Below are 26,701 nucleotides of genomic sequence, written 5' to 3' on the forward strand. Positions count from 1 at the left end.
ACACCCTCTGTAAATTACAGGGCATGGTGAGCGGTCTCGCTATGCCCAAAATCTGGAGACAGATTGCGATGGATATTTCAGTTACTACTGCAAAACCCGGGCGTCGTCGGTATCTGACGCTGATTATGATCTTTATTACTGTGGTTATTTGTTATGTTGACCGCGCTAATCTCGCCGTGGCGTCGGCACATATTCAGGAAGAATTCGGTATTACCAAAGCGGAAATGGGATATGTCTTTTCTGCGTTTGCCTGGCTTTACACATTATGCCAAATCCCCGGTGGCTGGTTCCTCGATCGTGTGGGTTCTCGCCTGACCTACTTTATCGCCATCTTTGGCTGGTCGGTGGCAACCTTGTTTCAGGGGTTTGCAACCGGACTAATGTCGTTAATTGGCCTGCGTGCGATAACCGGCATTTTTGAAGCCCCCGCGTTCCCCACCAATAACCGCATGGTGACCAGTTGGTTCCCTGAACATGAACGCGCCTCCGCCGTTGGTTTCTACACATCCGGGCAGTTTGTGGGTCTGGCATTCCTCACGCCGCTGCTGATCTGGATCCAGGAGATGCTGAGCTGGCACTGGGTATTCATTGTTACCGGTGGGATCGGTATTATCTGGTCACTCATCTGGTTCAAGGTTTACCAACCGCCGCGTCTGACGAAAAGTATCACTCAGGCTGAACTCGATTACATTCGTGACGGTGGTGGCTTGGTTGATGGTGATGCGCCCGTCAAGAAAGAGGCACGTCAGCCGCTGACTAAAGCCGACTGGAAGCTGGTGTTCCATCGTAAGCTGGTGGGCGTCTATCTGGGCCAGTTTGCGGTGACCTCCACGCTGTGGTTCTTCCTGACCTGGTTCCCCAACTATTTAACCCAGGAGAAAGGAATCACTGCGCTGAAAGCGGGATTTATGACTACCGTCCCGTTCCTGGCGGCTTTCTTTGGCGTGTTGCTTTCTGGTTGGCTGGCAGACAAGTTGGTGAAAAAAGGCTTCTCGCTGGGTGTGGCGCGTAAAACGCCGATTATCTGCGGATTGCTGATCTCCACCTGCATTATGGGCGCGAACTACACCAACGATCCGGTATGGATTATGACCCTGATGGCCATCGCGTTCTTCGGCAATGGTTTTGCTTCTATCACCTGGTCGCTGGTCTCTTCACTGGCCCCCATGCGCCTGATTGGTCTCACTGGCGGCGTGTTTAACTTTGTTGGGGGATTGGGCGGAATCACCGTACCACTGGTGGTCGGTTACCTTGCGCAGGATTATGGGTTTGCGCCTGCGCTGGTCTACATCTCAGCCGTTGCCCTGCTTGGCGCGTTGTCTTATATACTGCTGGTGGGGGATGTGAAGCGCGTCGGTTAATGTTCTTTAACCAGCCCGTCAGACGTTATGGCGGGCTGCTCTTCCTGACTCAAGGGAATATGCGCCACGCCGCTGCGCATTATCCATTTACGGGAAAACGCCGATGTCAGGGCGCGACTTTTCAGGATTTTGCCATACAGTTTGAGACGTAACTTACGGGTGGCTTTACGGTAAGCGTGATTCATATCTGGCGTATCCCGCAGCAGTACCGATTTGAGGATCTCCGCGCTGTCCAGCGCATAGCTAATCCCTTCCAGCGAGCTGGCGCTGATAAAACCGGCCGCTTCGCCAATCAAAAATGCGTTGTCCTCTCCGCAGACGAAGTCTTTCCAGCGTGAGGGGAATAGCACCGTACATTTTTCACTTTTCACCGGTTTGCCGAACTGGAAATGGAACGCTTCCAGCTTCTCTTTCAGCGCGTCAAAGCGTGCCTGGCCGTCCTTCATGGGGTAGGCGCCACCAAAGATAAAATAGCCATCTTTGCTGATACTCCAGGAATAACAGTCAGTTGCATCGTTATCAAAAATACAGGAATAGAACGGTACGGGATGTTTTTCCGCAAACCATTGTTGAATAGCGACATATTTACGGATTTGGTGTTGGGGATAGAGATGACGGCGTACCAGTGAATTGCACCGTCTGCCCCCACCAGATAACGCGCGGTGATCTGCTGCTCCCAACCGTCGGCGCGGAAGATAACATGCCATTTATCGCACTCGCGCCAGATTTTCCGGCACAGGCTGTCGTGGTATACCTGCACATCATCAGGGATGAGGGATTTAAGCCATAAATCAAAAGCATGGCGGTTGATATTAATGTAGCTGCGTTGGTAGTTACGCGTCAAAGAAGCGGCAACATCAACCGTTTTAACGCTAAAAATCTGCGGGTTAGCGATGACATCAACGGGTAAGGTTATCCCATCGCGGATAAACGAACGCTGGGCGTCCGGGGCCAGCAGACCGCCGCAGGGTTTAGTGAAACCTTCGTTACCGCACTGGCGTTTTTTATCCAACGCAATCACGCGCATTTTTCCGCTCAACTGCCGCGCCAGCGCTGCGCCTGCCGGGCCTAATCCGATAATCGCTACGTCAAAATGTTCCATCTTTCTGTCCGCAAAAATGAAGATGGCGATACGCTAAAGCCTGAAAGTGAAGTGCTTGTGAAGTATGATTGCTGAAATCGTCTTGTATCAGGGCATCCCATGAAGCAAATCACCTTTACGCCGCGTAATCATCAGCTTACCAATATCAACACCTGGACACCGGACAGCCAGTGGCTAGTCTTTGATGTACGTCCTTCCGGCGCCTCTTTTACTGGTGAAACAATTGAGCGCGTCAATATCCATACTGGCGAGCTGGAGGTGATTTACCGAGCTACTCAGGGATCGCATGTTGGCGTGGTGACCGTTCATCCAAAGTCGGAAAAATATGTATTCATTCACGGGCCTGAAAATCCCGATGAAACATGGCATTACGACTTCCATCATCGTCGTGGGGTGATTGCTTCGCAGGCGGAGGTGGTTAATCTGGATGCGATGGATATTACCGCGCCGTACACGCCAGGCGCGCTGCGCGGCGGCACTCATGTGCATGTTTTTAGCCCGAACGGCGAGTTTGTTAGCTTCACTTATAACGACCATGTACTGCATGAGCGTTCTCCGGCGCTCGATTTACGCAACGTCGGCGTGGCTGCACCGTATGGTCCGGTGAAGGTCTCCGCGCAGCATCCGCGTGAATACAGTGGCAGCCATTGGTGCGTGCTGGTGAGCCAGACGACACCAACGCCAAAACCGAGTAGCGATGAGATTAACCGCGCCTATGAAGAGGGCTGGGTAGGCGAAAACAGGCTGGCGTTTATCGGCGATACGCTATCAGCCACTGGCGAGAAAGTACCGGAGCTGTTTATTGTCGATTTGCCACAGGATGAAAGCGGCTGGAAACAGCCGGGGGACGCGCCTCTGGAGGGGACTGACATGACCATGCCTGCGCCGCCATCCGGTATTTGCCAACGCCGTCTGACGTTTACCCATGAGCGCGGCTTTCCGGGGCTGGTGAACCAACCTCGCCACTGGGTACGCAGTAATCCAAAGGCATCTGAGATTGCGTTTTTAATGCGTGATGACAATGGTATTGTGCAGCTATGGCTGATTTCCCCACAGGGGGGAGAGCCGCGTCAGCTTACCCAGTGCGCTACGAATATTCAGTCAGCCTTTAACTGGCACCCATCGGGGAAGTGGCTGGGATTTGTACTGGAGAACAGAATAGCCTGTTGTGATGTTCAAACGGGCGAGATTGATTTTTTAACGGAACGTCATGGTAACCCACCATCGGCCGATGCGATCGTCTTCTCCCCTGATGGTAGACAGGTTGCGTGGATGGAAGACGTCGAGGGTTTTCGCCAGCTGTGGGTGACTGAAACCGGGCGTTAATTTATGGAGCGGACATTTCTGCCGGAGGAATAACGGCGTTCGTGGCCTGGGTTCTCTCCTCGCTCTTTTCTACGCGGGATCTCACCGAGTTATCTTTGCGAAAGAGATCCCATGGTAGCAATACCGTATCGAGCACCGCGGTGAAAGGCATATCCAGAATCGCCAGCGACTTGGTTCCCCAGTTCGTATCACTTTCGCTAATCATTGTGGCACTGGCTCGCGTGCCAGGATACGTCCCTTCTTTGCCACCGGTATGCGACATGATGCTGGAACAGCCGCTTACAAACGCCATCCCACTACACATCGTCAGTGTTACCAACATTTTTTTAATCATCATTTATTCATCTGTATTTATCGTGTTTGCATGGTGAGTTAAAGCGATCCGTTGCGAAAATAACATCACCATTTCGTCGCACTGTGGCGGCTATCGCGATTTAACGAGAACAACTGCTCCCCCCAGTGTATGCAATAGACAACAAACTGCAAAAAAAGTCAGATGAATACGCTTGAAAAGTTTGTATTAAGACCCATTTTTAGAGTGTAGACAAATGAAGGGCATGCCTGATGGGTGTCCTGGCTACCTGACCTGTCCATGATGGAAGGTCAATTATTCTCGCTGATTTCAGGAGCTATTGATTATGCGTAACTTTGATTTATCCCCACTGTACCGTTCTGCTATTGGTTTTGATCGCCTGTTTAACCTGCTGGAAAACAATCAGGGCCAAAGCAATGGCGGCTACCCTCCGTACAACGTTGAGCTGGTAGACGAAAACCATTACCGCATTGCAATTGCCGTTGCCGGTTTTGCTGAAAGCGAACTGGAAATTACTGCCCAGGACAATCTGCTGGTGGTAAAAGGCGCCCATGCGGACGATCAAAAAGAACGTACTTACCTGTATCAGGGTATTGCCGAGCGCAACTTTGAACGCAAGTTCCAGTTAGCGGAGAACATTCATGTTCGCGGCGCAAACCTGGTAAATGGTCTGCTGTATATCGATCTTGAGCGCGTGATTCCTGAAGCGAACAAACCGCGCCGCATCGAAATCAACTAATTCTGTAGGCCGCTTCAGGCGGCCTTGCTAAGTCATCGGCTCGCCGTCAGGGAGCCGAAAGGTACCTACTCGCTTCTTAGAAGGAGATTATTATGCGTAACTACGATTTATCCCCACTGCTGCGTCAATGGATCGGTTTTGACAAACTGGCCAATGCCTTGCAAAACACCGGTGAAAGCCAGAGCTTCCCGCCTTATAACATCGAAAAGAGCGATGATAACCACTACCGCATTACCCTTGCGTTAGCCGGTTTCCGCCAGGAAGATCTGGATATTCAACTGGAAGGCACGCGCCTGACCGTGAAAGGTACGCCGCAGCAGCCGGAAAAAGAGACCAAATGGTTGCATCAGGGGCTGGTCACTCAGCCGTTCAGCCTGAGCTTTACGCTGGCTGAAAATATGGAGGTTTCCGGCGCAAGCTTCACTAACGGCTTGCTGCATATTGATTTGACCCGGAATGAACCTGAAACCATTGCTCCACAACGTATCGCCATCAGCGAACGTCCCGCATTAGACAGTTAAATAGCTCCATGCCTTTGCCCCGCCAGAAATGACGGGGCTTTTTTGTGCTTTACCACCCATACATTGCGACTGTACTCTGCGAGAATCCATTTACTTAATGATGTTATTCACAGGGAACAGGATAATGAGTGATATAGCATTGACGGTCAGCGTTCTGGCATTGGTGGCAGTTGTCGGGTTATGGATCGGCAACATAAAAATACGTGGTGTGGGTTTTGGCATTGGAGGCGTGCTGTTCGGCGGTATTATCGTCGGGCATTTTGTCGATCAGGCAGGGATGACCCTGAGCGGCGACATGCTGCATTTTATTCAGGAATTTGGCCTGATTCTTTTCGTCTACACCATCGGTATTCAGGTGGGGCCGGGCTTTTTTGCTTCTCTGCGCGTTTCGGGCCTGCGGCTGAATCTGTTTGCTGTGCTGATTGTCATCATGGGTGGCCTGGTCACCGCGATCCTGCATAAGATTTTTGCCATTCCTCTCCCTGTGGTGCTGGGAATATTCTCTGGTGCGGTCACCAATACCCCGGCGTTGGGTGCGGGGCAGCAAATTCTGCGCGATCTGGGTACGCCTGGTGATGTGGTTGACCTGATGGGGATGAGCTATGCCATGGCTTATCCTTTCGGCATTTGCGGAATTTTACTCACCATGTGGCTGATGCGCCTTATTTTCCGCGTTAACGTCGATGCTGAAGCCCAGCAGCATGAATCCACGCTGACCAACGGGCACGCGCTGATTCAGACGATGAACATCCGCGTGGAAAATCCAAACATCAATAATATGGCGATTCAGGATGTCCCGATTCTGAACAGCGATAAAATCATCTGCTCGCGTCTTAAACGTGACGAGACATTGATGGTGCCGTCACCGGGGACGATTATCCAGATGGGCGACCTGCTACACCTGGTTGGTCAGCCTGGCGATTTGCACAATGCGCAGGTAGTGATTGGGCAGGAGGTTGACACATCGCTGTCGACGCGAGGTACCGACTTACGCGTTGAACGCGTGGTGGTGACCAACGAGCAGGTGCTGGGTAAACGTATCCGCGACCTGCACTTTAAAGAACGTTACGACGTGGTTATCTCCCGCCTGAACCGTGCGGGTGTTGAGCTGGTAGCCAGCAGCGATGCCAGCCTGCAATTCGGCGATATCCTTAATCTGGTGGGGCGTCCTTCGTCCATTGATGCTGTTGCCAATGTTGTGGGTAACGCGCAGCAAAAACTGCAGCAGGTGCAGATGCTGCCGGTATTTATCGGTATCGGGTTGGGTGTTCTACTGGGTTCAATCCCGCTGTTCATCCCGGGATTCCCGGTGGCGTTGAAACTGGGGTTGGCCGGCGGGCCGCTGATTATGGCCTTGATCCTGGGGCGTATTGGTAGCATCGGTAAGCTGTACTGGTTTATGCCTCCCAGCGCTAACCTTGCGCTGCGAGAGTTGGGGATCGTGCTGTTTCTCGCGGTGGTTGGTCTGAAGTCAGGCGGTGATTTTGTTCATACCCTGACGCAGGGAGATGGCCTGAGCTGGGTGGGTTATGGCATTTTCATTACCGCGATTCCGCTCATTACCGTGGGCTTGCTGGCGCGAATCTTCGCCAAAATGAACTATCTGACGCTGTGCGGCATGTTGGCTGGCTCAATGACCGATCCCCCAGCTTTGGCTTTTGCTAACAACCTGCATGCCACCAGCGGGGCGGCAGCGCTCTCCTACGCTACCGTTTATCCGCTGGTCATGTTCTTGAGGATTATCACCCCGCAACTGCTGGCGGTGCTCTTCTGGGGATTAGGTTAAAACTGACTTATCCGGCCTGCATCTCCTGTAGGCCGGATAAGACGCAACTCGCCATCCGGCATTACAAACACCCTCTCTCTTTTCCATTGTCTCATCACCCGACCCGCCCTTTCGCTTGAGAATCAGGTTCATACTCCTTAACTGTTCCGGTATAACGACCAGACAACAATATTTAAGGAGCTGTCATGAAGATTTCTCGCCTTGGGGAAGCACCGGACTATCGCTTCTCGCTGGCAAATGAACGTACCTTTCTGGCGTGGATCCGCACCGCGCTCGGATTTCTGGCGGCGGGGGTTGGCCTTGATCAACTGGCTCCGGATTTTGCCACGCCGGTCATCCGTGAGGCGCTTGCCTTGTTGCTGTGTCTGTTTGCCGGCGGTCTGGCGATCTACGGCTACCTGCGCTGGCTACGTAACGAAAAGGCGATGCGACTGAAAGAGGACTTGCCCTACACCCACAGCCTGCTGATTATCAGCGTTATGCTGACTATTGTGGCGGTGATTGTCATGACTTTGGTGCTGTATGCCGGATAGCCGCAAATCGCGACGTATCGCCGACCCCGGGTTACAACCGGAGCGAACATCGCTGGCCTGGTTTCGTACCCTGCTGGGTTATGGTGCGTTAATGGCGCTGGCGCTGAAGCACAACTGGCATCAGGCGGGCTTCCTGTTTTGGGTTTCAATTGTGGTGCTGGCGATGGTGGGAATCGTACTTTGGCGCTATACCCGCAGCCGTAATCTGATGGATGTTACACATAGCGATTTTTCTGAATCTCGCGCGGTGCGTGACAAATTTATGATCTCCCTCGCGGTGTTATCCCTCGCAATACTGTTTGCTGTAACGCATGTTCGCCAACTTATCGTATTTATCGGGAATTTTGCATGACAGGATGTGAGAACATGGATGTTAGTGATGATGTTTTAAACGTGGTGATTGACCACCAGAAGTGTTTACAACCGGTCGAAGTGTACCGTGGTTTGCAACAAGGAAATGTTCGCCTGGTACAGTTTATTCCGCTGGTTAAGCATGATGGTTCAGGTCATCTGACAGACGAATCGGTTACGTCTGAGGCGTGGGGCCGATTTTTAATTACGATATTTGATATCTGGGTACGTGAAGATATTAATCAGATATCTATCCAGCTTTTCGACAAAACGCTCCGCCAGTGGTGTGGTCTGGCAGCACAGATTGAACGACAGACCATGTCATCAATGAATACGCGTTGCCAGACATGCTCATTGTTTCAATATTACCATGGTGATTGTCCTGCGTACTGCGAGGAAAATGGAAAGGGCGTGCTGTGTGCAGGATATCAGGCTTTCTTCAACCATACCGCACCGCATATGCGGGTGATGCGTGACCTGCTTAAGCAGCATCGCTCACCGATGGAGCTGATGGCGATGCTGCGTTAAGCTCAGTGGTATTTAACGTCCTTTGGCCAGATACTGCGCCATTTCAGATTCCGGCACCATTCCGCCGCCGGTCGCCCACACCAAGTGGGTGGCGTTATTGAGCTGGTTCGCGCTGAAGCCGTGCATGTGCTGATAGTCCGTAGAGGCGCAAACGTGTTGCGGACCTGCCATCCCTGCCAGTGCTGACGGTTCGAGGCGAATACCTTCTTCCTGCGCCAGCCAGCCCAGCATGTCGTACATAGTCTGATCGTCCAGGGTGTACAGACCGTCGAGCAAACGTTCCATTGCCCGGCCAACAAAGCCAGACGCACGGCCGACAGCCAGCCCATCAGCCGCCGTCAGGTTGTCGATGCCAATGTCCTGCACGGAAATCGTATCGTGCAACCCGGTATAAATCCCCAGTAGCATGCACGGTGAATGGGTTGGTTCGGCGAAGAAGCAGTGCACGTTATCGCCAAACGCCAGCTTCAGGCCAAACGCCACTCCGCCAGGGCCACCGCCGACTCCGCACGGCAGGTAAACAAACAGCGGATGGTCTGCATCCACCACGCGCCCCTGCTGGGCAAACTGCGCCTTCAGGCGCTGTCCGGCTACCGCATAGCCTAAAAACAGCGTGCGGGAGTTTTCATCATCGATAAAGAAGCAGTTTGGATCGGACTCCGCCGCCTTACGGCCCTGTTCAACCGCCACACCGTAATCTTCTTCATACTCCACGACCGTTACGCCGTGACTGCGCAGTTTGGCTTTTTTCCATGCGCGAGCGTCGGCAGACATATGCACCGTCACCTTAAAGCCGATACGGGCGCTCATAATGCCAATCGACATGCCGAGATTACCGGTGGAGCCTACCGCGATGCTGTACTGGCTGAAGAACTGTTTGAACTCGGGCGAAAGGAGAACGCTGTAATCGTCTTGTGTGGTCAGCAGACCGGCTTCCAGCGCCAGTTTTTCCGCATGGGTCAGTACTTCATAAATGCCACCACGGGCTTTAATCGAACCAGAAATTGGCAGGTGACTGTCTTTCTTCAGCAGAATTTCGCCATTGATGTGCTGCCCGTACTCTTTCTCCAGCCGCTTTTGCATGGCCGGAATCGCGGCCAGCTCAGATTCGATAATGCCGCCGGTGGCCGCTGTTTCCGGAAATGCCTGTGCCAGATATGGTGCAAAGCGCGTCAGACGGGCGTGAGCATCCTGAACATCGTGCTCTGTCAGGCCAACGTACGGTAAACCTTCCGCAAGAGAGGTGGTGCCAGGGTTAAACCAGGTTGTCTCCTTGAGAGCAACCAGATCTTCCACTAAAGGATACTGGGCGATAAGTGTTTGAATGTTTTCCATAGTCAGTCTCTTTGCGCTTAGATAATAAAGGAAAGCAGGAATGTGCAAGCCAGTGCAATCACGGACGCGATAAATGTCGCGGTCGTATAATATTTGAATGTCTCATTCAGGGTAGCGCCGCAGTACTGCTTCACCAGCCAGAAGAGGGAATCGGTGACGATCGTGCAGCCAATAGCGCCAGAACCGATAGCAATGGCGATGATCTCCGGGCTGACGTTGGGATAGAGCGGCAGCATCGGTGCAACGATTGCCGTGGCGCCCATCATCGCCACCGTGGCGGAACCCACCGCGGCATGCAGGATTAACGCCACCAGCCAGGCCAGCAGAATCGGGTGCATATGCATGTTCGAGAGGATCAGTGCAAGCGTATCCGCCAGCCCACTGCTCTTGAGGATAGCGTTGAACGCGCCGCCTGCACCGATAATCAGCAGAATGTTAGCAATGGAGCCAAAACCGTTTTCTGTGTGAGTCAGCAACGTACCCATACCGATGTGCTGACGCAGGCCGAGGATGTAATAGGCCACGAAAACGGCAATAAACATCGCGGTGATCGGGTTACCAATAAACTCCAGCAGCGTATATACCGTGCTGCCTTTCGCCATGTTCAGCTCAGCAACGGTTTTAACCAGCATCAGGCCAATCGGCAGCAGAACGGTAAACAGCGTAGCACCCAGCGACGGTAGCGTACTTTCGTCGCGTACTTTAAGGTCGGAAAACTCAGCCGGAACCGGTTTAAACGGCAGACGGTTACCCAGGAATTTCAGATACAGCGGACCGCCGATCAGCGAAGCCATCAAACCAACCAGTAAGCCGTAGACAATCACCGTGCCAATGTCTGCGCCCAGCTTGTTCGCCACGAACAGGGCAGCCGGATGCGGCGGGACCACGCAGTGCACCGCCATCAGCGCCGTACACAGCGGGATCGCCAGCTTCAGCAGTGAGGTATTGGTCTTTTTGGCAATCGAAAAAGCCAGCGGAATCAACAGCACCACGCCGACTTCAACAAACAGCGTGATCCCGCAAATCAACCCAACCAGTACCATAATGACGTCGGCGGATAGCCAGCGGCAGCGCTGGAGCGTCAGGCCAATGCGTTCAGCCGCGCCGGACACTTCCATCATTTTGCCCAGAATGGTCCCAAGGCCGATAACCGCGGCGAGGAAGCCCAGCGTACCGCCGATGCCACTCTCAATGGCATTGACCATATCCAGCGGCCCCATACCCATCATCGTACCCACGAAGAAGCTGGCTAACAGCAGCGCCAGAAACGGGTGGAATTTGAACTTCACGATGGTCAAAACGATTAACACGATGCTTATCAGCAGCGTGCTCACAACCCAGATTTGAGAGTGCATAACTCACCTTGCCCTGTGATTAATATAGGGTTATTGGACAAAAATAAGGCATGGTCTGACAAACGATATAAATCCCCCTTCACATGAGCCAGATTGCATCAAATGAGTGATTTATGTCTAATTGCGCTTTGTTTATGCGATATGGTTCACTCTAATTCATCTTTGAGCTGATTTTTGCAGCGAACTTTTTTACACTCCGCCGAAGAGGAATCAGGATGAAAGAGGTGAGTATGGATCCCCTGCGCGAGGTCAGAAACCGGCTGCTCAACGGCTGGCAGTTGTCAAAGCTGTATACGTTTGAAGTGGCGGCCCGGCATCAGTCGTTTGCGCTGGCGGCAGACGAGCTGTCATTGAGCCCCAGCGCCGTCAGCCATCGCATAAATCAGCTTGAAGATGAGCTTGGCATCCAATTATTTGTTCGTTCTCATCGCAAAGTGGAACTCACTCACGAGGGCAAGCGGGTATTTTGGGCGCTGAAGTCGTCGCTGGATACGCTCAACCAGGAGATTCTTGATATTAAAAATCAGGAGCTCTCGGGGACGCTCACCGTCTACTCACGGCCTTCTATCGCCCAGTGCTGGCTGGTTCCGGCGCTCGGTGACTTTACCCGTCGCTACCCGTCAATTTCGCTGACCATGCTGACCGGGAACGACAACGTCAATCTACAGCGTGCGGGAATCGATCTCGCCATCTATTTTGACGATGCACCCTCCGCGCAACTCACGCATCACTTCCTGATGGATGAAGAGATCCTGCCGGTATGCAGCCCGGACTACGCTCGTCGCCATGACCTTACCGGTTCGCTGGTGAATTTGCCGCACTGTACGTTGCTGCACGACAGACAGGCGTGGAGTAACGATTCCGGGACCGATGAATGGCACAGTTGGGCGCAGCATTTTGCAGCGAATTTGCCGACATCGTCGGGGATTGGTTTTGATCGTTCTGATTTAGCGGTGATTGCGGCAATGAACCATATCGGCGTGGCGATGGGCCGAAAACGGCTGGTGCAAAAACGTCTCGACAGCGGAGAGCTTGTAGCGCCTTTTGGCGATATGGCGCTGAAATGCCATCAGCATTACTACATCACCACGCTGCCCGGCAGGCAGTGGCCGAAAATCGAGGCGTTTATTGGCTGGCTACAGGAGCAGGTTAAATAAACGGGTCGCGAATATTTTTTACGCTTTCTCTCTACACGGAAAGTGAAAAAGCGTGCTAAATACGTGATATCACTCCTGATGATTTGCGTAAGGACGACCGTGTTAAAGCCGATTGTTTCCCTTTTACTGTTGGCCAGCGCCACCGTGTGTGCCGCGCAACCTGCGTTGACGGCGGCGCAGTATGTGCAGCAGCTTGGGGTTGGGATGGACGTAGATTGGGCGCGTACCGATCGGGGCATCCGTGAATTCGATCCGCTGGTGGTGCGGGATTATAAGGCTAAAGGGTTGACCCACGTGCGCATTCGCGTGGCGGGAGAGCCTACGGAGGCGCGGCTCATTCATCTGCGCAAGCTGGTGGAGGCCTGCGAGCAGTATGGCGTGATCCCGATAATTGCCTATCAGGCTGATGAGTATAAAAAAGACCCCAGTGCCAGTAACGAAAAGGAGGTGGTTAACTGGTGGGTGGCGGTGGCGCATTACTTTGGCCAAAGCTCGCCGTTGCTGGGTTTCGACCTGATTTACGAACCTGCCGATAAGCTCACCCATAATCAGGCGTCGCTCAATCGGGTGTATGACAAAACTATCCGTACCATCCATGCCATCGATCCACAGCGAATGATTTTTATCGCGCCGCGACTGCATGCCGCTCCGGAAGATTTGGTCAACCTAAAGTTGCCGCCGCAAAGTCAGAATACCGTGCTGGCCCAATGGCATATTTTCCCGTGGGGACCGCTGAAAAATAACGGCAAATACCCGTGGACCTCTGGGACTGCGTCAGAAAAGGCCGCCATTCGCGCCCGAATTAATACCGCTATTCACTGGCAGCAGAAAACCGGTCATGTCAGCTGGGTAGGTGGCTGGTCGGCGGGAGAAACCATCAGGAACGCGCCTTCAGCCTCACAAATGGCGTTTGCCCGCTTTATGGCGTGCGAGCTAAAGAAAGCGAAAATTCCCTATGCTATCAATGCGGATACGCAGTTCTATGATGGCGAGGAGGGGGCCTGGCGTCCGGCGCTGGAGCCGTTGTTGACGACGATGATTGCGCCAGAATGTGAAAAGCCCGGCGAGAAGCCGGGCCATCATACGCTTAAACCGCCTGTCCCTGATGCGACACGCGTGACGCCAGCGGGAGCCAGCAAACAAAAATCAACAGCCCCATAAGGGTCATCAGCAGGCCCAGACTGGCTTGTCCGGTCTGCGGCAGCATGGCAGAGAACCACGCCAGCACGCCGGAACCAATGTTCTGTAATCCCCCGACCAGCGCACCAGCAGTACCGGCCAGGAACGGGAAAGGCTCCATTGCGCCGCTGGTTGCCAGCGGAAACAGCATCCCGGCACCGAAGAAAAACAGTGCGGCGGGAACCAGCAGCGTCCAGACGTTCATCACGTCAAGCAGCCCCGGGATCCACATCATCAAACCGGCGATCAGACAGCAGATAACCGACTGCCACATCAGCGTCGAGAAACGCTTATTCGGGCGACCGGCGAACCAGGCGCCGAAAAACGCCGCCGGGATGGGCAGAATAAACAGGATGCTGACCACCATGCTGCTTAAGCCGAGCCGCGCGCCTAACAAGACCCCGGAACAGGCTTCGAAGACCGCAACGCCCGCCAGGCCGCCGATCAGCATCAGCACGTAACAGGTGAAAGAGCTGTTGCCAAACAGGGTCTTGTAGCTGGCGATAAGCCGTGGACGCGGCGCACCTGCGGGGCGCGTTTCCGGCATCCAGCGCGCCATGCTAAACGTGACACCTGCGCACAGCACCAGCAGGAAGATGTAACAGGCACGCCAGTTCCACAGGGTATCCAGCATACCGCCAATCAATGGCGCCAGCAGTGGGCTGACCAGAATCCCCATGTTTAACAAACTATTAGCATGGCGAAGTTGCGTGCCTTCGTACAGATCCCGCGGTAAGGTTCGCGCCATCACACCACCGACGCCCGTTCCCATCCCCTGGATTGCGCTGGCGATAATCAGTACCGTCAGGCTGTGGGTGGTTATGGCGACCAGCGTAGCCAGCATAAAAATGGACATCCCGGCGAGGATCACCGGGCGGCGGCCAACGCGATCGGAAAGTGGGCCGTAAATCAGTTGTGACAGGCCGTAAGTCAACAGATAGGCGGCCATCACGCTTTGCACCGCCCCTTCGCGAACGTTCAATTCACGCGCCATATCAGCAATCGCGGGGATATAAATGGTTTGCGCCATCTGACCTACCGCCACCAGTAATACCAACATCAACAACAAATTGACGCTTCTATGCCTTTTCATTTCGCTGATTACTTTTAAAAAAGAGAAAAAAGAAGAATAAGGTGCTGCACTTTCCCGTAAATGCGCGTGGAATCTACCACATCAGAAAAAGAAGGCCAGATAGTAGGCTGGAATGTTTACGCGATGATCGGCAGGAAATGTAAACAAAAAGCGGCAACAAATGTTGCCGGATTGCATCGGGTTTACAGAGGTCATGATAAGCGTAGCAAAACCGCACCTATGGCAATACCTCCAGCCGCAACAAGACGTATTCCGGCAACCTTCTCTTTCAGCAACAGCCACGCGAGCAGCGCGCCAAACAGGATGGAGGTTTCACGCAGCGCAGCGACTACCGCCAACGGAGCCTGGGTCATGGCCCACAGCGCCAGGCCGTAAGAACCCATCGTGCCAATCCCGCCAAGAATACCTTTCTTCCATTGCTGCACCAGATAGCGTGACGCTTCCCGGCGTCGGGCAATCATCGCCCAACCCAGCAGGCAGGAACCGTTCAGAAAGAAGGTCCACAGTGTATAACCCAGCGCGGTTTCTGATAAACGTACGCCGGTGCCGTCAACCAGCGTATATCCGGCGATAAAGCAGGCGTTAATGAGCGCCAGTACGATCCCGCGTTGCGAGCTGCTGCGTCCGTTAAACGCCATACCGAGGATCGCCAGACAGATTGTGGCAATCCCTACCCAGGCCAACATAGAAAGGCTATCGCCAAGAAACAGGACGCTGATAATCGCGACCAGCAGTGGCGCTGTGCCGCGCATTAACGGATAGGTCTGGCTCATATCCGAAACCTGATAGGTTTTGGCGACCAGGACGGTATATACAATTTGCAACGCAGTTGAGACGGCCAAAAACGGCAGGCTGGCGGCGGAAGGTTGCGGCGCAAAGGGTAAGCAAATCAACGCCATAATTGCGGCAGAACCGCTGACACCGATCGCTGAGTACAGTTTATCGTTTCCAGCTTTAACAATGGCATTCCAGCTGGCATGCAGCAGTGCGGCGAACAGCAAAATGCAGAAAACAGAAAGCGTCATGGTGGAATTCTTCCCTGAGAATGTCATAAAAACGTAACATATTGGCGCGACACAAGCACCAGGGAGAAGGTGAAAGGGGAGCGGAGTGTTGCCCGCCCCCCTTAGGTGCGACTTGAATCTGAATTACTTAACGTATTTCAGAACGGCATCAAGTAGTTGCAGTGCTGCAACAATGAGTTTGAGGATAAGAATAGCGATATCCACGAGGCTCATACGCTCTCCTTTTGGTACAAGGAGCACGGTGCTGACGTACCTCGCCGCTGCCTGTTGCCAGCACCTTTGTTGACATAACACAGTGTGCTCACACGGGGGTTAAGGCGCTGACGGCACCACCCGTTTCAGCCAGGACTTTGATGCGCCGGTTTACGATGCGGCCCCCGCATAACACATTGCGTACCGAGACATTATAGATAAATACTGTATAAATTAACAGTATTTTGTGGACGTTACGCCTTTCATATTCCATACTCAAAACCATCAAAATTCGTGCCGAAATTGCGTGTTCTTCGTAGAACGCGTATACTTTTTTCGTTGACATAACACAGTGTGTTCGGCGGCTACCAACCGCACCGCGCTAAAAAAAACCTCGCTCCGGCGGGGTTTTTTGTTTTTCAGCAATGCGCAACGAAATGTGATCGTTGACGCATTTTTATGCAGATGAAAATTTTTCCATTGTCACGCTGAAAAACCTGTGTTTGTATAAATCCAGTTAATCAACAAACAGACAGGTCCCTAATGAACCCTTCCATGCTGACTGCGACCCTACTAAAAACTGCGCCATCTCGCGCAGCGGTCGTCGTGCGTGTGGTGGTGGTCGTCGGCAATGCGCCGTAGGGTCCGAATCAACACACGATTCCAAAACCCCGCCGGCGCAAACCGGGCGGGGTTTTTCGTTTCAGAGACCTGCCCGGAGCAAAGGCCCAGAATAAAAGGACTGGAGCATGGCAAGTTCGGGCATAACATCCAAGCGTACGCGTTTTACGGGCGCAGAATTCATCGTTCATTTCCTGGAACGTCAGGGTATTCAGGTTGTTACCGGTATTCCCGGCGGATCGATTCTTCCCGTCTATGACGCCTTAAGCCAAAGCACGCAAATCCGTCATATCCTGGCGCGCCACGAGCAGGGTGCAGGGTTTATCGCGCAGGGAATGGCGAGAACCGATGGCAAACCCGCCGTCTGTATGGCCTGCAGCGGACCGGGCGCAACCAACCTGGTAACCGCCATTGCCGACGCACGTCTGGATTCCATCCCGCTGGTGTGTATCACCGGGCAGGTTCCGGCCTCAATGATCGGCACCGACGCTTTCCAGGAAGTCGACACCTACGGCATCTCTATCCCCATCACTAAGCACAACTATCTGGTCCGCCATATCAGTGAATTACCGCAGGTCATGAGCGATGCGTTCCGCATTGCGCAGTCCGGACGTCCAGGCCCGGTGTGGATAGACATTCCTAAGGATATTCAAACCGCCGTTTTTGATATTGAAGAGATGCCGGAGCCCGCGCAGAAAATGGCGGCACCAGCGTTCAGCCAGGACAGCATTCGCGATGCCGCAGCCATGATTAACGCCGCACAGCGTCCGGTGCTGTACCTCGGCGGCGGCGTGATTAACGCACCTGAGCGCGTGCGCGAACTGGCAGAAAAAGCGACGCTGCCCACCACCATGACCTTAATGGCGCTCGGTATGCTGCCGAAAGCGCATCCGCTGTCGTTAGGGATGTTGGGCATGCACGGCGCGCGCAGCACTAACTTTATTCTGCAAGAAGCGGATTTATTGATTGTTCTGGGCGCACGTTTTGATGACCGGGCGATTGGTAAAACGGAGCAGTTCTGCCCGAACGCCAAAATCATTCACGTGGATATCGACCGCGCGGAGCTGGGTAAAATCAAACAACCGCACGTGGCGATTCAGGCGGATGTCGATGAGGTGCTGGCGCAATTGATCCCATTAATTGACGCGCAGCCGCGAGAGTTGTGGCATCAGACGGTGGCTGATTTACAACGCGAATTCCCTTGCACTATTCCGCAGGAAAGCGACCCGCTCAGCCATTATGGGCTGATCAACGCCGTGGCTGCCTGCGTGGATGACAGCGCTATTATCACCACCGATGTAGGCCAGCATCAGATGTGGGCGGCACAGGCATACCCGCTGAACCGTCCGCGTCAGTGGCTGACCTCCGGCGGTCTGGGAACTATGGGCTTTGGCCTGCCAGCGGCGATTGGTGCAGCGCTGGCCAACCCGGACAAAAAAGTGCTGTGCTTCTCCGGCGACGGCAGCCTGATGATGAATATTCAGGAAATGGCGACCGCCAGCGAAAATCAGCTGGATATTAAAATCATCCTGATGAATAACGAAGCGTTGGGTCTGGTGTATCAGCAGCAGAGTCTGTTCTATAAGCAGGGTGTTTTTGCGGCGACCTATCCGGGAATGATTAATTTTATGCAAATCGCCGCCGGGTTTGGTCTTGAAACCTGCGATTTGAATAACGAAGCGGACCCACAGGCAGCATTGCAGGAGATTATTAATCGCCCTGGACCTGCGCTGATCCACGTGCGCATCGATGCCGACGAAAAAGTGTACCCGATGGTGCCGCCGGGTGCGGCAAACACAGAAATGGTGGGGGAATAAGCCATGCAACAGCACACTCATGACAACGTAATCCTGGAACTCACCGTATGCAACCATCCGGGCGTAATGACTCACGTCTGCGGGCTCTTCGCCCGCCGCGCATTCAACGTGGAAGGTATTCTCTGTCTACCGATTCAGGACAGCGATAAGAGCCGCATCTGGCTACTGGTCAATGACGATCAACGTCTTGAGCAGATGATAAGCCAGATCGACAAGCTGGAAGATGTGGTGAAAGTGGCCCGCAACCAGTCCGATCCGTCGATGTTTAACAAAATCACCGTGTTCTTTGAGTGAATTAGTCGCCGTCTGAATCCGGGGTGATCACTTTGACAGAGCCGTTCCGGCAGTGGGTTGCGTAATCTGCCGGTAACGGACGGTCGCTTATCAGTACGTCAAAGGTGGAGAGTGGACCAATGCTGGCGGGGGCGACCTCATCGAACAGGGCGTGGCGCGTCAGCAGAATTTTGCGTAATCCGCGTTCCATCGCTTTGCGTTTTGTGGCCAGATCGTCCGGATTGAACCAGCTAACGCCGAAATGCTCATGGACTCCGCTGGCGGAGATAAAGACTTTCCGTGGGTTGAGTGCATCCAGCGGGGAGGGATTGCTGGTGTCGTAAAAGGCGTCACTTTTCGCCCGGTAGGTCCCCCCGCAAAGAATCGCTGTGGCGTTGGGCTTTTCATTTAGCGCTACGAACACCCGGTGCGAGTAGCAAATCCCGGTAAAAGAAATATCGTCCGGGATCATGCTGACCACCAACGGCATTTCCGCACCATTATCAAAAAAGACCAGATCATTTTCACTTACCAGTCCCGCAGCCAGAATGGCAACCGGTAAATCGTCGCGGTGATACTGTTTTTGCGCGGGGAGTGGCGCGTTAACGATGGCGGCAGGTTTGTTCACCATCACAATGTAACCACCGAGCAGCGTGAGCGGTAACGGCTCGTCATCCTGACTGAGATCCCGACGAATAGTCATCACGGAAACTTCCAGCATTCGTGCCGCCTCTTTCAGATGGATTCGGTCGGTCTTCTTCAACAATTCCATCAGACGTCGAATACGTTCTTTTTGCTTAGTTTCCATGTGCTTCTCCACGAATCATGTTCCCATGTTCCTTCAGTAACATTTTTGTGTTTCTGAGAACATGGCATTGCCGCATTACTATACGTCTGACTATTCGGAAATAAAAGCGTGTTTTTTCACGTTTTATTGATTATATCCAGTTAACTTTCAGTCAATTGTAAGCAACTTCATCATTTGTAGTGTGATGTGGATGCAACATTTAGCGCAATAAATAAACAATAAAATGATCTTCCAATCGCGATCCTAGTCACAAATGATACGAAAGTAACATGATAATGTTATTTTAATATCATTGTTGTGTGATTGTTTCTGAGAGGTAGTAAAATGGATATCGCGGTTATTGGCTCCAACATGGTGGATCTCATCACCTACATCAACCAGATGCCCAAAGAAGGGGAAACGCTGGAAGCACCGGCGTTCAAAATTGGCTGCGGGGGCAAAGGCGCAAATCAGGCCGTTGCGGCTGCTAAGCTCAATTCCAAAGTGCTGATGCTGACAAAAGTCGGTGATGATATTTTTGCGGATAACACCATTCGCAATCTCGAATCCTGGGGAATTAATACCACCTATGTCGAAAAGGTACCCTGCACCAGCAGCGGTGTCGCACCGATCTTTGTTAATGCGAACTCCAGTAACAGCATTCTGATTATTAAAGGAGCGAACAAATTTCTCTCCCCGGAAGATATCGATCGTGCGGCGGAAGATCTGAAAAAATGTCAACTTATTGTCCTGCAACTGGAAGTGCAGCTGGAAACTGTTTATCACGCGATTGAATTTGGCAAAAAACACGGTATTGAAGTGTTACTAAATCCCGCTCCTGCATTACGGGAATTAGATATGTCTTATGCCTGTAAATGCGATTTCTTCGTGCCGAATGAAACCGAGCTGGAAATATTAACCGGTATGCCAGTGGATACATATGACCATATTCGCGCTGCCGCACGTTCTCTGGTTGATAAAGGTCTGAACAATATTATCGTCACAATGGGTGAGAAAGGTGCGCTGTGGATGACGCGTGACCAGGAAGTCCATGTTCCAGCGTTTAAAGTGAACGCTGTCGATACCAGTGGCGCAGGCGACGCTTTCATCGGTTGTTTTGCTCACTATTACGTTCAAAGCGGTGATGTGGAAGCCGCCATGAAAAAAGCTGCTCTCTTCGCTGCTTTCAGCGTTACCGGGAAAGGCACTCAATCATCTTATCCAAGCATCGAACAATTTAATGAGTTTCTTACCTTAAACGAATAATACTCCTGCACTGTAAAAGGTAGCACTATGAACGATAAAAACATCATTCAGATGCCTGACGGCTATTTGAATAAGACCCCTCTGTTCCAGTTTATTTTGTTATCCTGTTTATTCCCGTTATGGGGATGCGCAGCCGCATTAAATGATATTCTGATTACGCAATTCAAAAGCGTATTTTCACTCAGCAACTTTGCCTCGGCATTAGTTCAGAGTGCCTTTTATGGCGGTTATTTTTTAATTGCGATTCCGGCATCTCTGGTGATTAAAAAGACCAGTTATAAAGTCGCCATCTTAATGGGGCTGACCCTTTATATCGTTGGGTGTACGCTCTTTTTCCCGGCATCGCACATGGCCACCTACACCATGTTCCTTGCGGCGATTTTCGCGATTGCGATTGGTCTGAGCTTCCTGGAAACAGCAGCTAACACCTACAGTTCAATGATCGGACCAAAAGCGTATGCCACTTTACGCCTGAACATCAGTCAGACTTTTTATCCCATTGGTGCGGCTGCCGGTATTTTGCTGGGTAAATACCTGGTCTTCTCTGAAGGCGAAAGCCTGGAAAAACAGATGGCCGGGATGAACGCCGAGCAGATCCATAACTTTAAAGTGTTGATGCTGGAAAATACCCTTGAGCCATACAAGTACATGATTATGGTGCTGGTTGTGGTGATGGTGTTATTCCTGCTGACCCGCTTCCCGACCTGTAAAGTCGCGCAAACCACGAGTCATAAACGCCCGTCAGCGATGGATACACTGCGTTATCTGGCCAGCAATGCCCGTTTCCGTCGTGGAATTGTGGCGCAATTCCTTTATGTGGGGATGCAGGTCGCGGTGTGGTCATTCACCATCCGTCTGGCGCTGGAATTAGGCGATATCAACGAGCGCGACGCCTCAACCTTCATGGTCTATAGCTTCGCCTGCTTCTTTATCGGCAAGTTTATCGCCAACATTTTGATGACGCGCTTCAATCCGGAAAAAGTGTTGATTCTCTATTCCATCATTGGTGCGCTGTTCCTCGTCTATGTTGCGCTGGCGCCAAGCTTCAGCGCGGTGTATGTCGCAGTGCTGGTGAGCGTCCTGTTTGGACCCTGCTGGGCGACAATCTATGCGGGTACGCTTGATACCGTGGATAACGAGCATACCGAAATGGCAGGTGCCGTCATTGTCATGGCGATTGTCGGCGCGGCGGTGGTTCCGGCGATTCAGGGCTATGTGGCCGATATGTTCCATTCATTGCAACTCTCGTTCCTGGTCTCCATGTTGTGCTTCGTGTACGTCGGGATCTACTTCTGGCGTGAAAGCAAAGCGCGCAACAACCTGGCTGAAGCGACAGTTTCCTGAGGAGAGCGATCATGACAACACGTATAACGCTGTGGCGGGAACTCTTTGCAGAGCATCCGCGAATCTTACTGAAGAATAACGACTTCACGGTTACCGCATTTCGTTACGCCAGCGGTGTGGAAGGGCTGAAGGTAGAAAACAGTCGCGGGCACTTGGTTATTCTGCCCTGGATGGGGCAGATGATCTGGGATGCTCAGTTTGATGGCCATGACCTGACCATGCGTAACATGTTCAGTCAGCCGAAACCGGCGGCGGAAGTGGTGGCGACCTACGGCTGTTTTGCCTTCCACTCAGGTCTGTTGGCTAATGGCTGCCCATCGCCAGAAGATTCACATCCTTTGCACGGTGAAATGGCTTGTGCCGCGATGGATGACGCCTGGCTGGAGCTGGAGGGGGAGAATTTGCGCGTGGGCGGACGCTATGAGTATGTGATGGGATTCGGTCATCATTATCAGGCGCATCCTGCGGTGGTAATGCACAAAGCGAGCGCGCTGTTTGATATTCAGATGGCGGTTACCAACCTCGCCTCAGTGGCAATGCCGTTGCAGTACATGTGCCATATGAACTATGCCTACGTACCGGAAGCCACCTTCAGCCAGAATATTCCTGATGAGGCCATGAAGCTGCGTGAGTCGATACCCGCGCATGTTAAGCCTACCGAGCAGTGGCTGGCGTTTAATCAGCGGATTTTGCAGGGCGAGGCTTCTCTGGCGCGGCTCAACGAACCCCATTTTTACGATCCGGAAATTGTCTTCTTTGCTGATCAACTGGACAGGTACACCGATAAGCCAGAATTTAGCATGATCGCCCCCGATGGCACCACGTTCGTTACGTGTTTCTCCAGCGCGGAGCTGAATTATGTGACGCGTTGGATCCTCTATAACGGCGATCAACAGGTTGCGGCATTCGCCTTGCCTGCAACTTGTCGACCCGAAGGATTCCTGGCAGCACAACGCAATGGCACTTTGATTGAAATAGAACCGCAGCACACCCGGACATTTACCGTCACGACAGGCATAGCCTGATCGCTCAAGGCTTGAACAGCGACGCGCTTATCGTTAAGGTAAGCGCTTTTGCTGGATGGCGGCATTAATGCCTTATCCGGCCTACAATGGCACCCGCCCGTAGGCCTGATAAGCGCAGCGCCATCAGGCATGTCTTAGCGCCAGGATGAACCCATGATTACCGTTGCCCTTATTGACGACCACCTTATCGTCCGCTCCGGCTTTGCCCAACTGCTGGGGCTGGAACCTGATTTGCAGGTGGTAGCTGAGTTTGGCTCAGGCAGTGAGGCGCTGGCGGGATTACCGGGACGCGGCGTGCAGGTGTGTATCTGCGACATCTCGATGCCTGATATCTCCGGTCTTGAACTGTTAAGCCAGTTGCCAAAAGGAATGGCGATTATCATGCTCTCTGTCCACGACAGTCCGGCGCTGGTGGAGCAGGCGCTCAACGCGGGCGCACGTGGTTTCCTTTCTAAACGCTGTAGCCCGGATGAGCTGATCGCGGCGGTGCATACCGTGGCGACCGGCGGCTGTTACCTGACGCCGGACATCGCTGTCAAACTGGCGGCTGGTCGCCAGGATCCGCTCACCAAACGCGAACGTCAGGTGGCGGAAAAACTGGCGCAAGGTATGGCGGTCAAAGAGATTGCCGCTGAACTGGGTCTGTCGCCGAAAACGGTGCACGTGCATCGCGCCAACCTGATGGAAAAGCTGGGGGTCAGCAACGACGTCGAACTGGCCCGCCGGATGTTTGACGGCTGGCAATGAACACGCTCTGTTCCCGGTTAATCACCGTTGTTGCCTGCTTCTTTATCTTCTCTGCCGCGTGGTTTTGCCTGTGGAGCATCAGCCTGCATCTGGTTGAGCGCCCGGAGCTGGCGGTACTGCTGTTTCCGTTTGGCCTACGTCTGGGGCTGATGCTGCAATGTCCACGCGGCTACTGGCCGGTGTTGCTGGGCGCGGAATGGCTGCTTCTTTTCTGGCTGGCGCAGGAAGTGGCGCTGGCCCATTTACCACTTTTGATGATCGGCAGCTTCCTCACGTTACTCCCGGTGATGTTGATTTCGCGATACCGTCATCAGCGCGACTGGCGCACGCTGCTGTTGCAGGGCGCGGCGCTGACGGCGGCGGCATTGCTGCAATCGCTGCCCTGGCTTGGGCAAGGCGAAGTGGCGTGGAACGCGCTGCTGCTGACGCTCACCGGCGGATTAACGCTGGCGCCGATCTGCCTGGTGTTCTGGCACTATCTGACCAGCACGACCTGGCTGCCGCTGGGCCCGGCGGTGGTGTCGCAGCCGGTGAACTGGCGCGGGCGGCATCTGGTCTGGTACCTGCTGCTGTTTAGCGTCAGCCTGTGGCTACAGCTCGGTTTACCCGCCGAGCTTTCGCGCTTCACGCCGTTTTGCCTCGCGTTGCCGATCATTGCGCTGGCCTGGCACTACGGCTGGCAGGGGGCACTGATTGCCACGCTGATGAACGCCATTGCGCTGATTGCCAGCCAGACCTGGCACGATCATCCCGTCGATCTGTTGCTCTCGCTGCTGGTGCAAAGCCTGACAGGGCTGCTGCTCGGTGCGGGTATTCAGCGTCTGCGCGAACTTAACCAGTCGCTGCAAAACGAATTAGCGCGCAACCATCGTCTGGCGGAACGCCTGCTGGAAACTGAAGAGAGCGTGCGCCGTGATGTGGCGCGCGAACTGCACGATGATATCGGCCAGACCATCACCGCCATTCGCACTCAGGCGGGTATTGTCCAGCGGCTGGCGCCGGAAAACGCAGGAGTGAAGCGCAGCGGGGCGCATATCGAACAACTTTCTCTCGGCGTATACGATTCGGTGCGTCGCCTGTTAGGCCGTCTGCGACCGCGCCAGCTGGACGATCTCACGCTGGAGCAGGCCATCCGCTCACTGATGCGCGAAATGGAGCTGGAAAGCCGTGGCATCGTCAGCCATCTCGACTGGCGAATTGATGAATCTGCACTTAGCGAAAGCCAGCGGGTGACGCTGTTTCGCGTCTGTCAGGAAGGGCTGAACAACATCGTTAAGCACGCCAACGCCAGCGCGGTGACGCTTCAGGGCTGGCAACAGGATGAACGGCTAATGCTGGTGATTGAGGACGACGGCAGCGGCCTGCCACCAGGGTCGAATCAGCAGGGATTTGGCCTTACGGGGATGCGTGAGCGGATTAGCGCCCTCGGCGGATCGCTCTCGATTTCCTGTACACACGGCACGCGGGTCAGCGTGTCGTTGCCCCAGCGATATGTGTAAGGCGTGGTCATGTTTTCGTTTTTAAAAGCTCCGGCCAGTGCGCCGCTCATTACTGATAAGCGTGAAGTGGATGCCCGTTACCGCTACTGGCGGCGGCATATCCTGACCACCATCTGGCTCGGCTACGCGCTGTTCTATTTCACACGCAAGAGCTTCAATGCCGCCGTACCGGATATCCTCACCAGCGGCGTGCTGACTCGCAGCGATATTGGGCTGCTGGCGACGCTGTTTTACATCACCTACGGCCTGTCGAAGTTTGTTTCCGGTATCGTCAGCGACCGATCCAACGCTCGCTATTTTATGGGCATCGGGCTGATTGCCACGGGCGTGGTAAACATTCTGTTTGGATTTTCCACCTCGCTATGGGCCTTTGCGGTGCTGTGGGCGCTGAACGCCTTTTTCCAGGGCTGGGGATCGCCGGTCTGCGCGCGTTTATTGACCGCGTGGTATTCGCGTACCGAGCGCGGCGGCTGGTGGGCGCTATGGAACACCGCGCACAACGTCGGCGGGGCGCTGATCCCTATCGTGATGGCGGCGACAGCGCTGCACTACGGCTGGCGCGCCGGGATGATGATCGCCGGGCTGCTGGCGATTGTGGTGGGGGTTTTTCTCTGCTGGCGGCTGCGCGACAGGCCGCAGGCGATTGGTCTGCCGCCGATTGGCGACTGGCGGCATGATGAACTGGAAATTGCCCAGCAGCAGGAAGGCGCAGGGCTGAGCCGCAAAGAGATCCTCACCCGCTATGTGCTGTTGAATCCTTATATCTGGCTGCTGTCACTGTGTTATGTGTTGGTGTACGTGGTCCGTGCCGCGATCAACGACTGGGGCAATCTGTACATGTCGGAAACGCTCGGCGTGGATCTGGTGACCGCCAATACCGCCGTGACAATGTTTGAACTGGGCGGATTTGTCGGTGCGCTGGTGGCGGGCTGGGGTTCGGACAAGCTGTTTAACGGTAACCGCGGTCCAATGAACCTGATTTTTGCCGCCGGAATTTTGCTCTCAGTTGGCTCGCTGTGGCTGATGCCGTTCGCCAGCTACGTGATGCAGGCCGCGTGCTTTTTCACCACTGGATTCTTCGTCTTCGGCCCGCAGATGCTGATCGGCATGGCGGCGGCGGAGTGTTCGCACAAAGAGGCGGCGGGCGCGGCAACCGGATTTGTCGGGCTGTTTGCTTATCTGGGAGCATCGCTCTCCGGCTGGCCGCTGGCGAAGGTGATGGAGGTCTGGCACTGGACAGGATTCTTTGTGGTGATTGCTATTGCGGCGGGGATTTCCGCGCTATTGCTGCTGCCGTTTTTGAACGCCCAGGCCCCGCGCGATCTCAACGAAGCGTGATGCACCTCACCTTTTTGCCCTGAGTGGGGCAAAACTAAGAAATTTTCCCGGTTTCACCTGGACGCTGTCTCAGGCGCGTCCCGCGGCT

The 26,701-nt window shown here is 53.7% G+C and carries 26 protein-coding genes, 1 pseudogene and 1 other annotated feature; of the genes and pseudogenes, 19 read left to right on the forward strand and 8 right to left on the reverse strand.

Annotated elements, in window-relative coordinates; translation table 11 throughout:
- Positions 1–23: 23 nt before the first annotated feature.
- Positions 24–1,361, forward strand: a complete 1,338-nt coding sequence (locus BZK41_RS16420; RefSeq protein ID WP_079938836.1) for an MFS transporter — start codon at positions 24–26, stop codon at positions 1,359–1,361.
- On the opposite strand, the pseudogene cbrA reads toward BZK41_RS16420, so the two are convergent.
- Positions 1,358–2,463: pseudogene (gene cbrA, locus BZK41_RS16425) on the reverse strand (colicin M resistance lipid reductase CbrA). The gene BZK41_RS16420 and the pseudogene cbrA sit on opposite strands and share 4 nt — an antisense overlap.
- A gap of 99 nt (positions 2,464–2,562) precedes the next feature.
- On the opposite strand from cbrA, the gene BZK41_RS16430 reads away from it, so the two are divergent.
- Positions 2,563–3,789 (forward strand): DUF3748 domain-containing protein, encoded by a 1,227-nt coding sequence (locus BZK41_RS16430; RefSeq protein WP_079938837.1) that lies wholly within the window; start codon positions 2,563–2,565, stop codon positions 3,787–3,789.
- A 1-nt stretch (position 3,790) separates the two neighbouring features.
- Here BZK41_RS16430 and BZK41_RS16435 read toward each other — a convergent pair whose 3' ends face one another.
- Positions 3,791–4,123: a YceK/YidQ family lipoprotein gene (locus tag BZK41_RS16435; RefSeq protein ID WP_003023879.1), complete on the reverse strand. Its 333-nt coding sequence runs from the start codon at positions 4,121–4,123 to the stop codon at positions 3,791–3,793.
- A 238-nt stretch (positions 4,124–4,361) separates the two neighbouring features.
- Positions 4,362–4,434: a sequence feature (ROSE (Repression Of Heat Shock gene Expression) occurs in the 5'-region of heat shock genes and acts as an RNA thermometer to modulate expression.), on the forward strand.
- Between BZK41_RS16435 and ibpA the strand changes: the two genes are divergently transcribed.
- From ibpA to BZK41_RS16465, 6 genes are all read left to right on the forward strand, one after another.
- On the forward strand, positions 4,428–4,841 hold the full coding sequence (gene ibpA, locus BZK41_RS16440) for a small heat shock chaperone IbpA (protein ID WP_003023882.1): 414 nt from the start codon (positions 4,428–4,430) through the stop codon (positions 4,839–4,841). It overlaps the preceding feature by 7 nt.
- A 92-nt stretch (positions 4,842–4,933) precedes the next feature.
- On the forward strand, positions 4,934–5,362 hold the full coding sequence (gene ibpB, locus BZK41_RS16445; RefSeq protein WP_003827096.1) for a small heat shock chaperone IbpB: 429 nt from the start codon (positions 4,934–4,936) through the stop codon (positions 5,360–5,362).
- Positions 5,363–5,486: 124 nt separating this feature from the next.
- Positions 5,487–7,148 carry a putative transporter gene (locus BZK41_RS16450; RefSeq protein WP_079938839.1) on the forward strand — a complete coding sequence of 554 codons (1,662 nt, stop codon included), beginning with the start codon at positions 5,487–5,489 and terminating at the stop codon, positions 7,146–7,148.
- Positions 7,149–7,333: 185 nt separating this feature from the next.
- Positions 7,334–7,681, forward strand: coding sequence for a YidH family protein (locus tag BZK41_RS16455; RefSeq protein WP_003023888.1), 348 nt, complete (start codon positions 7,334–7,336; stop codon positions 7,679–7,681).
- Positions 7,671–8,033 carry a DUF202 domain-containing protein gene (locus BZK41_RS16460; RefSeq protein ID WP_003023890.1) on the forward strand — a complete coding sequence of 121 codons (363 nt, stop codon included), beginning with the start codon at positions 7,671–7,673 and terminating at the stop codon, positions 8,031–8,033. Before BZK41_RS16455 ends, BZK41_RS16460 begins: the two co-directional genes overlap by 11 nt.
- Before the next feature lie 14 nt (positions 8,034–8,047).
- The gene (locus BZK41_RS16465) at positions 8,048–8,560 is read left to right on the forward strand and encodes a radical SAM protein (RefSeq protein ID WP_003023893.1); all 513 of its coding nucleotides are present in this window, start codon (positions 8,048–8,050) and stop codon (positions 8,558–8,560) included.
- Positions 8,561–8,572: 12 nt separating this feature from the next.
- On the opposite strand, the gene dsdA is transcribed toward BZK41_RS16465, so the two are convergent.
- Positions 8,573–9,895, reverse strand: coding sequence for a D-serine ammonia-lyase (dsdA, locus tag BZK41_RS16470; protein ID WP_079938840.1), 1,323 nt, complete (start codon positions 9,893–9,895; stop codon positions 8,573–8,575).
- 17 nt (positions 9,896–9,912) lie between these two features.
- Positions 9,913–11,250, reverse strand: a complete 1,338-nt coding sequence (gene dsdX / locus BZK41_RS16475) for a D-serine transporter DsdX (RefSeq protein ID WP_003827107.1) — start codon at positions 11,248–11,250, stop codon at positions 9,913–9,915.
- A 230-nt stretch (positions 11,251–11,480) separates the two neighbouring features.
- Between dsdX and dsdC the strand changes: the two genes are divergently transcribed.
- Both dsdC and BZK41_RS16485 read left to right on the forward strand, forming a co-directional pair.
- Positions 11,481–12,407 (forward strand): DNA-binding transcriptional regulator DsdC, encoded by a 927-nt coding sequence (dsdC, locus tag BZK41_RS16480; RefSeq protein WP_079938922.1) that lies wholly within the window; start codon positions 11,481–11,483, stop codon positions 12,405–12,407.
- A 78-nt stretch (positions 12,408–12,485) separates the two neighbouring features.
- Positions 12,486–13,568 (forward strand): cellulase family glycosylhydrolase, encoded by a 1,083-nt coding sequence (locus BZK41_RS16485; protein WP_079938923.1) that lies wholly within the window; start codon positions 12,486–12,488, stop codon positions 13,566–13,568.
- Here BZK41_RS16485 and emrD read toward each other — a convergent pair.
- From emrD to tisB, 3 genes are all read right to left on the reverse strand, one after another.
- Complete coding sequence (gene emrD / locus BZK41_RS16490) at positions 13,495–14,679, reverse strand: multidrug efflux MFS transporter EmrD (RefSeq protein WP_079938841.1); 1,185 nt, start codon at positions 14,677–14,679, stop codon at positions 13,495–13,497. The genes BZK41_RS16485 and emrD overlap by 74 nt on opposite strands.
- A gap of 191 nt (positions 14,680–14,870) precedes the next feature.
- Positions 14,871–15,704 carry a DMT family transporter gene (locus tag BZK41_RS16495; protein WP_048227355.1) on the reverse strand — a complete coding sequence of 278 codons (834 nt, stop codon included), beginning with the start codon at positions 15,702–15,704 and terminating at the stop codon, positions 14,871–14,873.
- A 123-nt stretch (positions 15,705–15,827) separates the two neighbouring features.
- Positions 15,828–15,917, reverse strand: coding sequence for a type I toxin-antitoxin system toxin TisB (gene tisB, locus BZK41_RS16500; protein ID WP_003023909.1), 90 nt, complete (start codon positions 15,915–15,917; stop codon positions 15,828–15,830).
- Between the two features lie 522 nt (positions 15,918–16,439).
- Here tisB and ivbL point away from each other — a divergent pair.
- The 3 genes from ivbL to ilvN all read left to right on the forward strand — a co-directional run bounded on the left by ivbL (position 16,440) and on the right by ilvN (position 18,628).
- Positions 16,440–16,538 carry an ilvB operon leader peptide IvbL gene (gene ivbL, locus BZK41_RS16505; RefSeq protein WP_003827118.1) on the forward strand — a complete coding sequence of 33 codons (99 nt, stop codon included), beginning with the start codon at positions 16,440–16,442 and terminating at the stop codon, positions 16,536–16,538.
- A 107-nt stretch (positions 16,539–16,645) separates the two neighbouring features.
- Positions 16,646–18,334, forward strand: a complete 1,689-nt coding sequence (gene ilvB, locus BZK41_RS16510) for an acetolactate synthase large subunit (RefSeq protein ID WP_079938843.1) — start codon at positions 16,646–16,648, stop codon at positions 18,332–18,334.
- A gap of 3 nt (positions 18,335–18,337) precedes the next feature.
- Positions 18,338–18,628: an acetolactate synthase small subunit gene (gene ilvN / locus BZK41_RS16515; RefSeq protein WP_079938845.1), complete on the forward strand. Its 291-nt coding sequence runs from the start codon at positions 18,338–18,340 to the stop codon at positions 18,626–18,628.
- 1 nt (position 18,629) lies between these two features.
- On the opposite strand, the gene BZK41_RS16520 is transcribed toward ilvN, so the two are convergent.
- Positions 18,630–19,415 carry a DeoR family transcriptional regulator gene (locus tag BZK41_RS16520; RefSeq protein WP_003827122.1) on the reverse strand — a complete coding sequence of 262 codons (786 nt, stop codon included), beginning with the start codon at positions 19,413–19,415 and terminating at the stop codon, positions 18,630–18,632.
- Positions 19,416–19,739: 324 nt separating this feature from the next.
- On the opposite strand from BZK41_RS16520, the gene rbsK reads away from it, so the two are divergent.
- From rbsK to uhpC, 6 genes are all read left to right on the forward strand, one after another.
- Positions 19,740–20,660 (forward strand): ribokinase, encoded by a 921-nt coding sequence (rbsK, locus tag BZK41_RS16525; RefSeq protein ID WP_003827124.1) that lies wholly within the window; start codon positions 19,740–19,742, stop codon positions 20,658–20,660.
- Positions 20,661–20,687: 27 nt separating this feature from the next.
- A complete protein-coding gene (gene fucP / locus BZK41_RS16530) occupies positions 20,688–22,004 on the forward strand; it encodes an L-fucose:H+ symporter permease (protein ID WP_079938846.1) in 1,317 nt (438 codons plus the stop codon).
- Positions 22,005–22,015: 11 nt separating this feature from the next.
- Positions 22,016–23,029 carry an aldose 1-epimerase family protein gene (locus BZK41_RS16535; RefSeq protein WP_079938848.1) on the forward strand — a complete coding sequence of 338 codons (1,014 nt, stop codon included), beginning with the start codon at positions 22,016–22,018 and terminating at the stop codon, positions 23,027–23,029.
- Positions 23,030–23,182: 153 nt separating this feature from the next.
- Positions 23,183–23,776: a transcriptional regulator UhpA gene (gene uhpA / locus BZK41_RS16540; protein WP_003023923.1), complete on the forward strand. Its 594-nt coding sequence runs from the start codon at positions 23,183–23,185 to the stop codon at positions 23,774–23,776.
- The gene (gene uhpB, locus BZK41_RS16545) at positions 23,773–25,275 is read left to right on the forward strand and encodes a signal transduction histidine-protein kinase/phosphatase UhpB (RefSeq protein ID WP_079938849.1); all 1,503 of its coding nucleotides are present in this window, start codon (positions 23,773–23,775) and stop codon (positions 25,273–25,275) included. Before uhpA ends, uhpB begins: the two co-directional genes overlap by 4 nt.
- Before the next feature lie 9 nt (positions 25,276–25,284).
- Entirely contained in the window at positions 25,285–26,613 is a 1,329-nt protein-coding gene (gene uhpC, locus BZK41_RS16550; protein WP_079938851.1) for an MFS transporter family glucose-6-phosphate receptor UhpC, read from the forward strand.
- Positions 26,614–26,701: the final 88 nt, after the last annotated feature.

The sequence above is a fragment of the Citrobacter sp. A316 genome, assembly GCF_002042945.1.
GTDB classification, from domain to species: Bacteria; Pseudomonadota; Gammaproteobacteria; order Enterobacterales; family Enterobacteriaceae; genus Citrobacter; species Citrobacter portucalensis.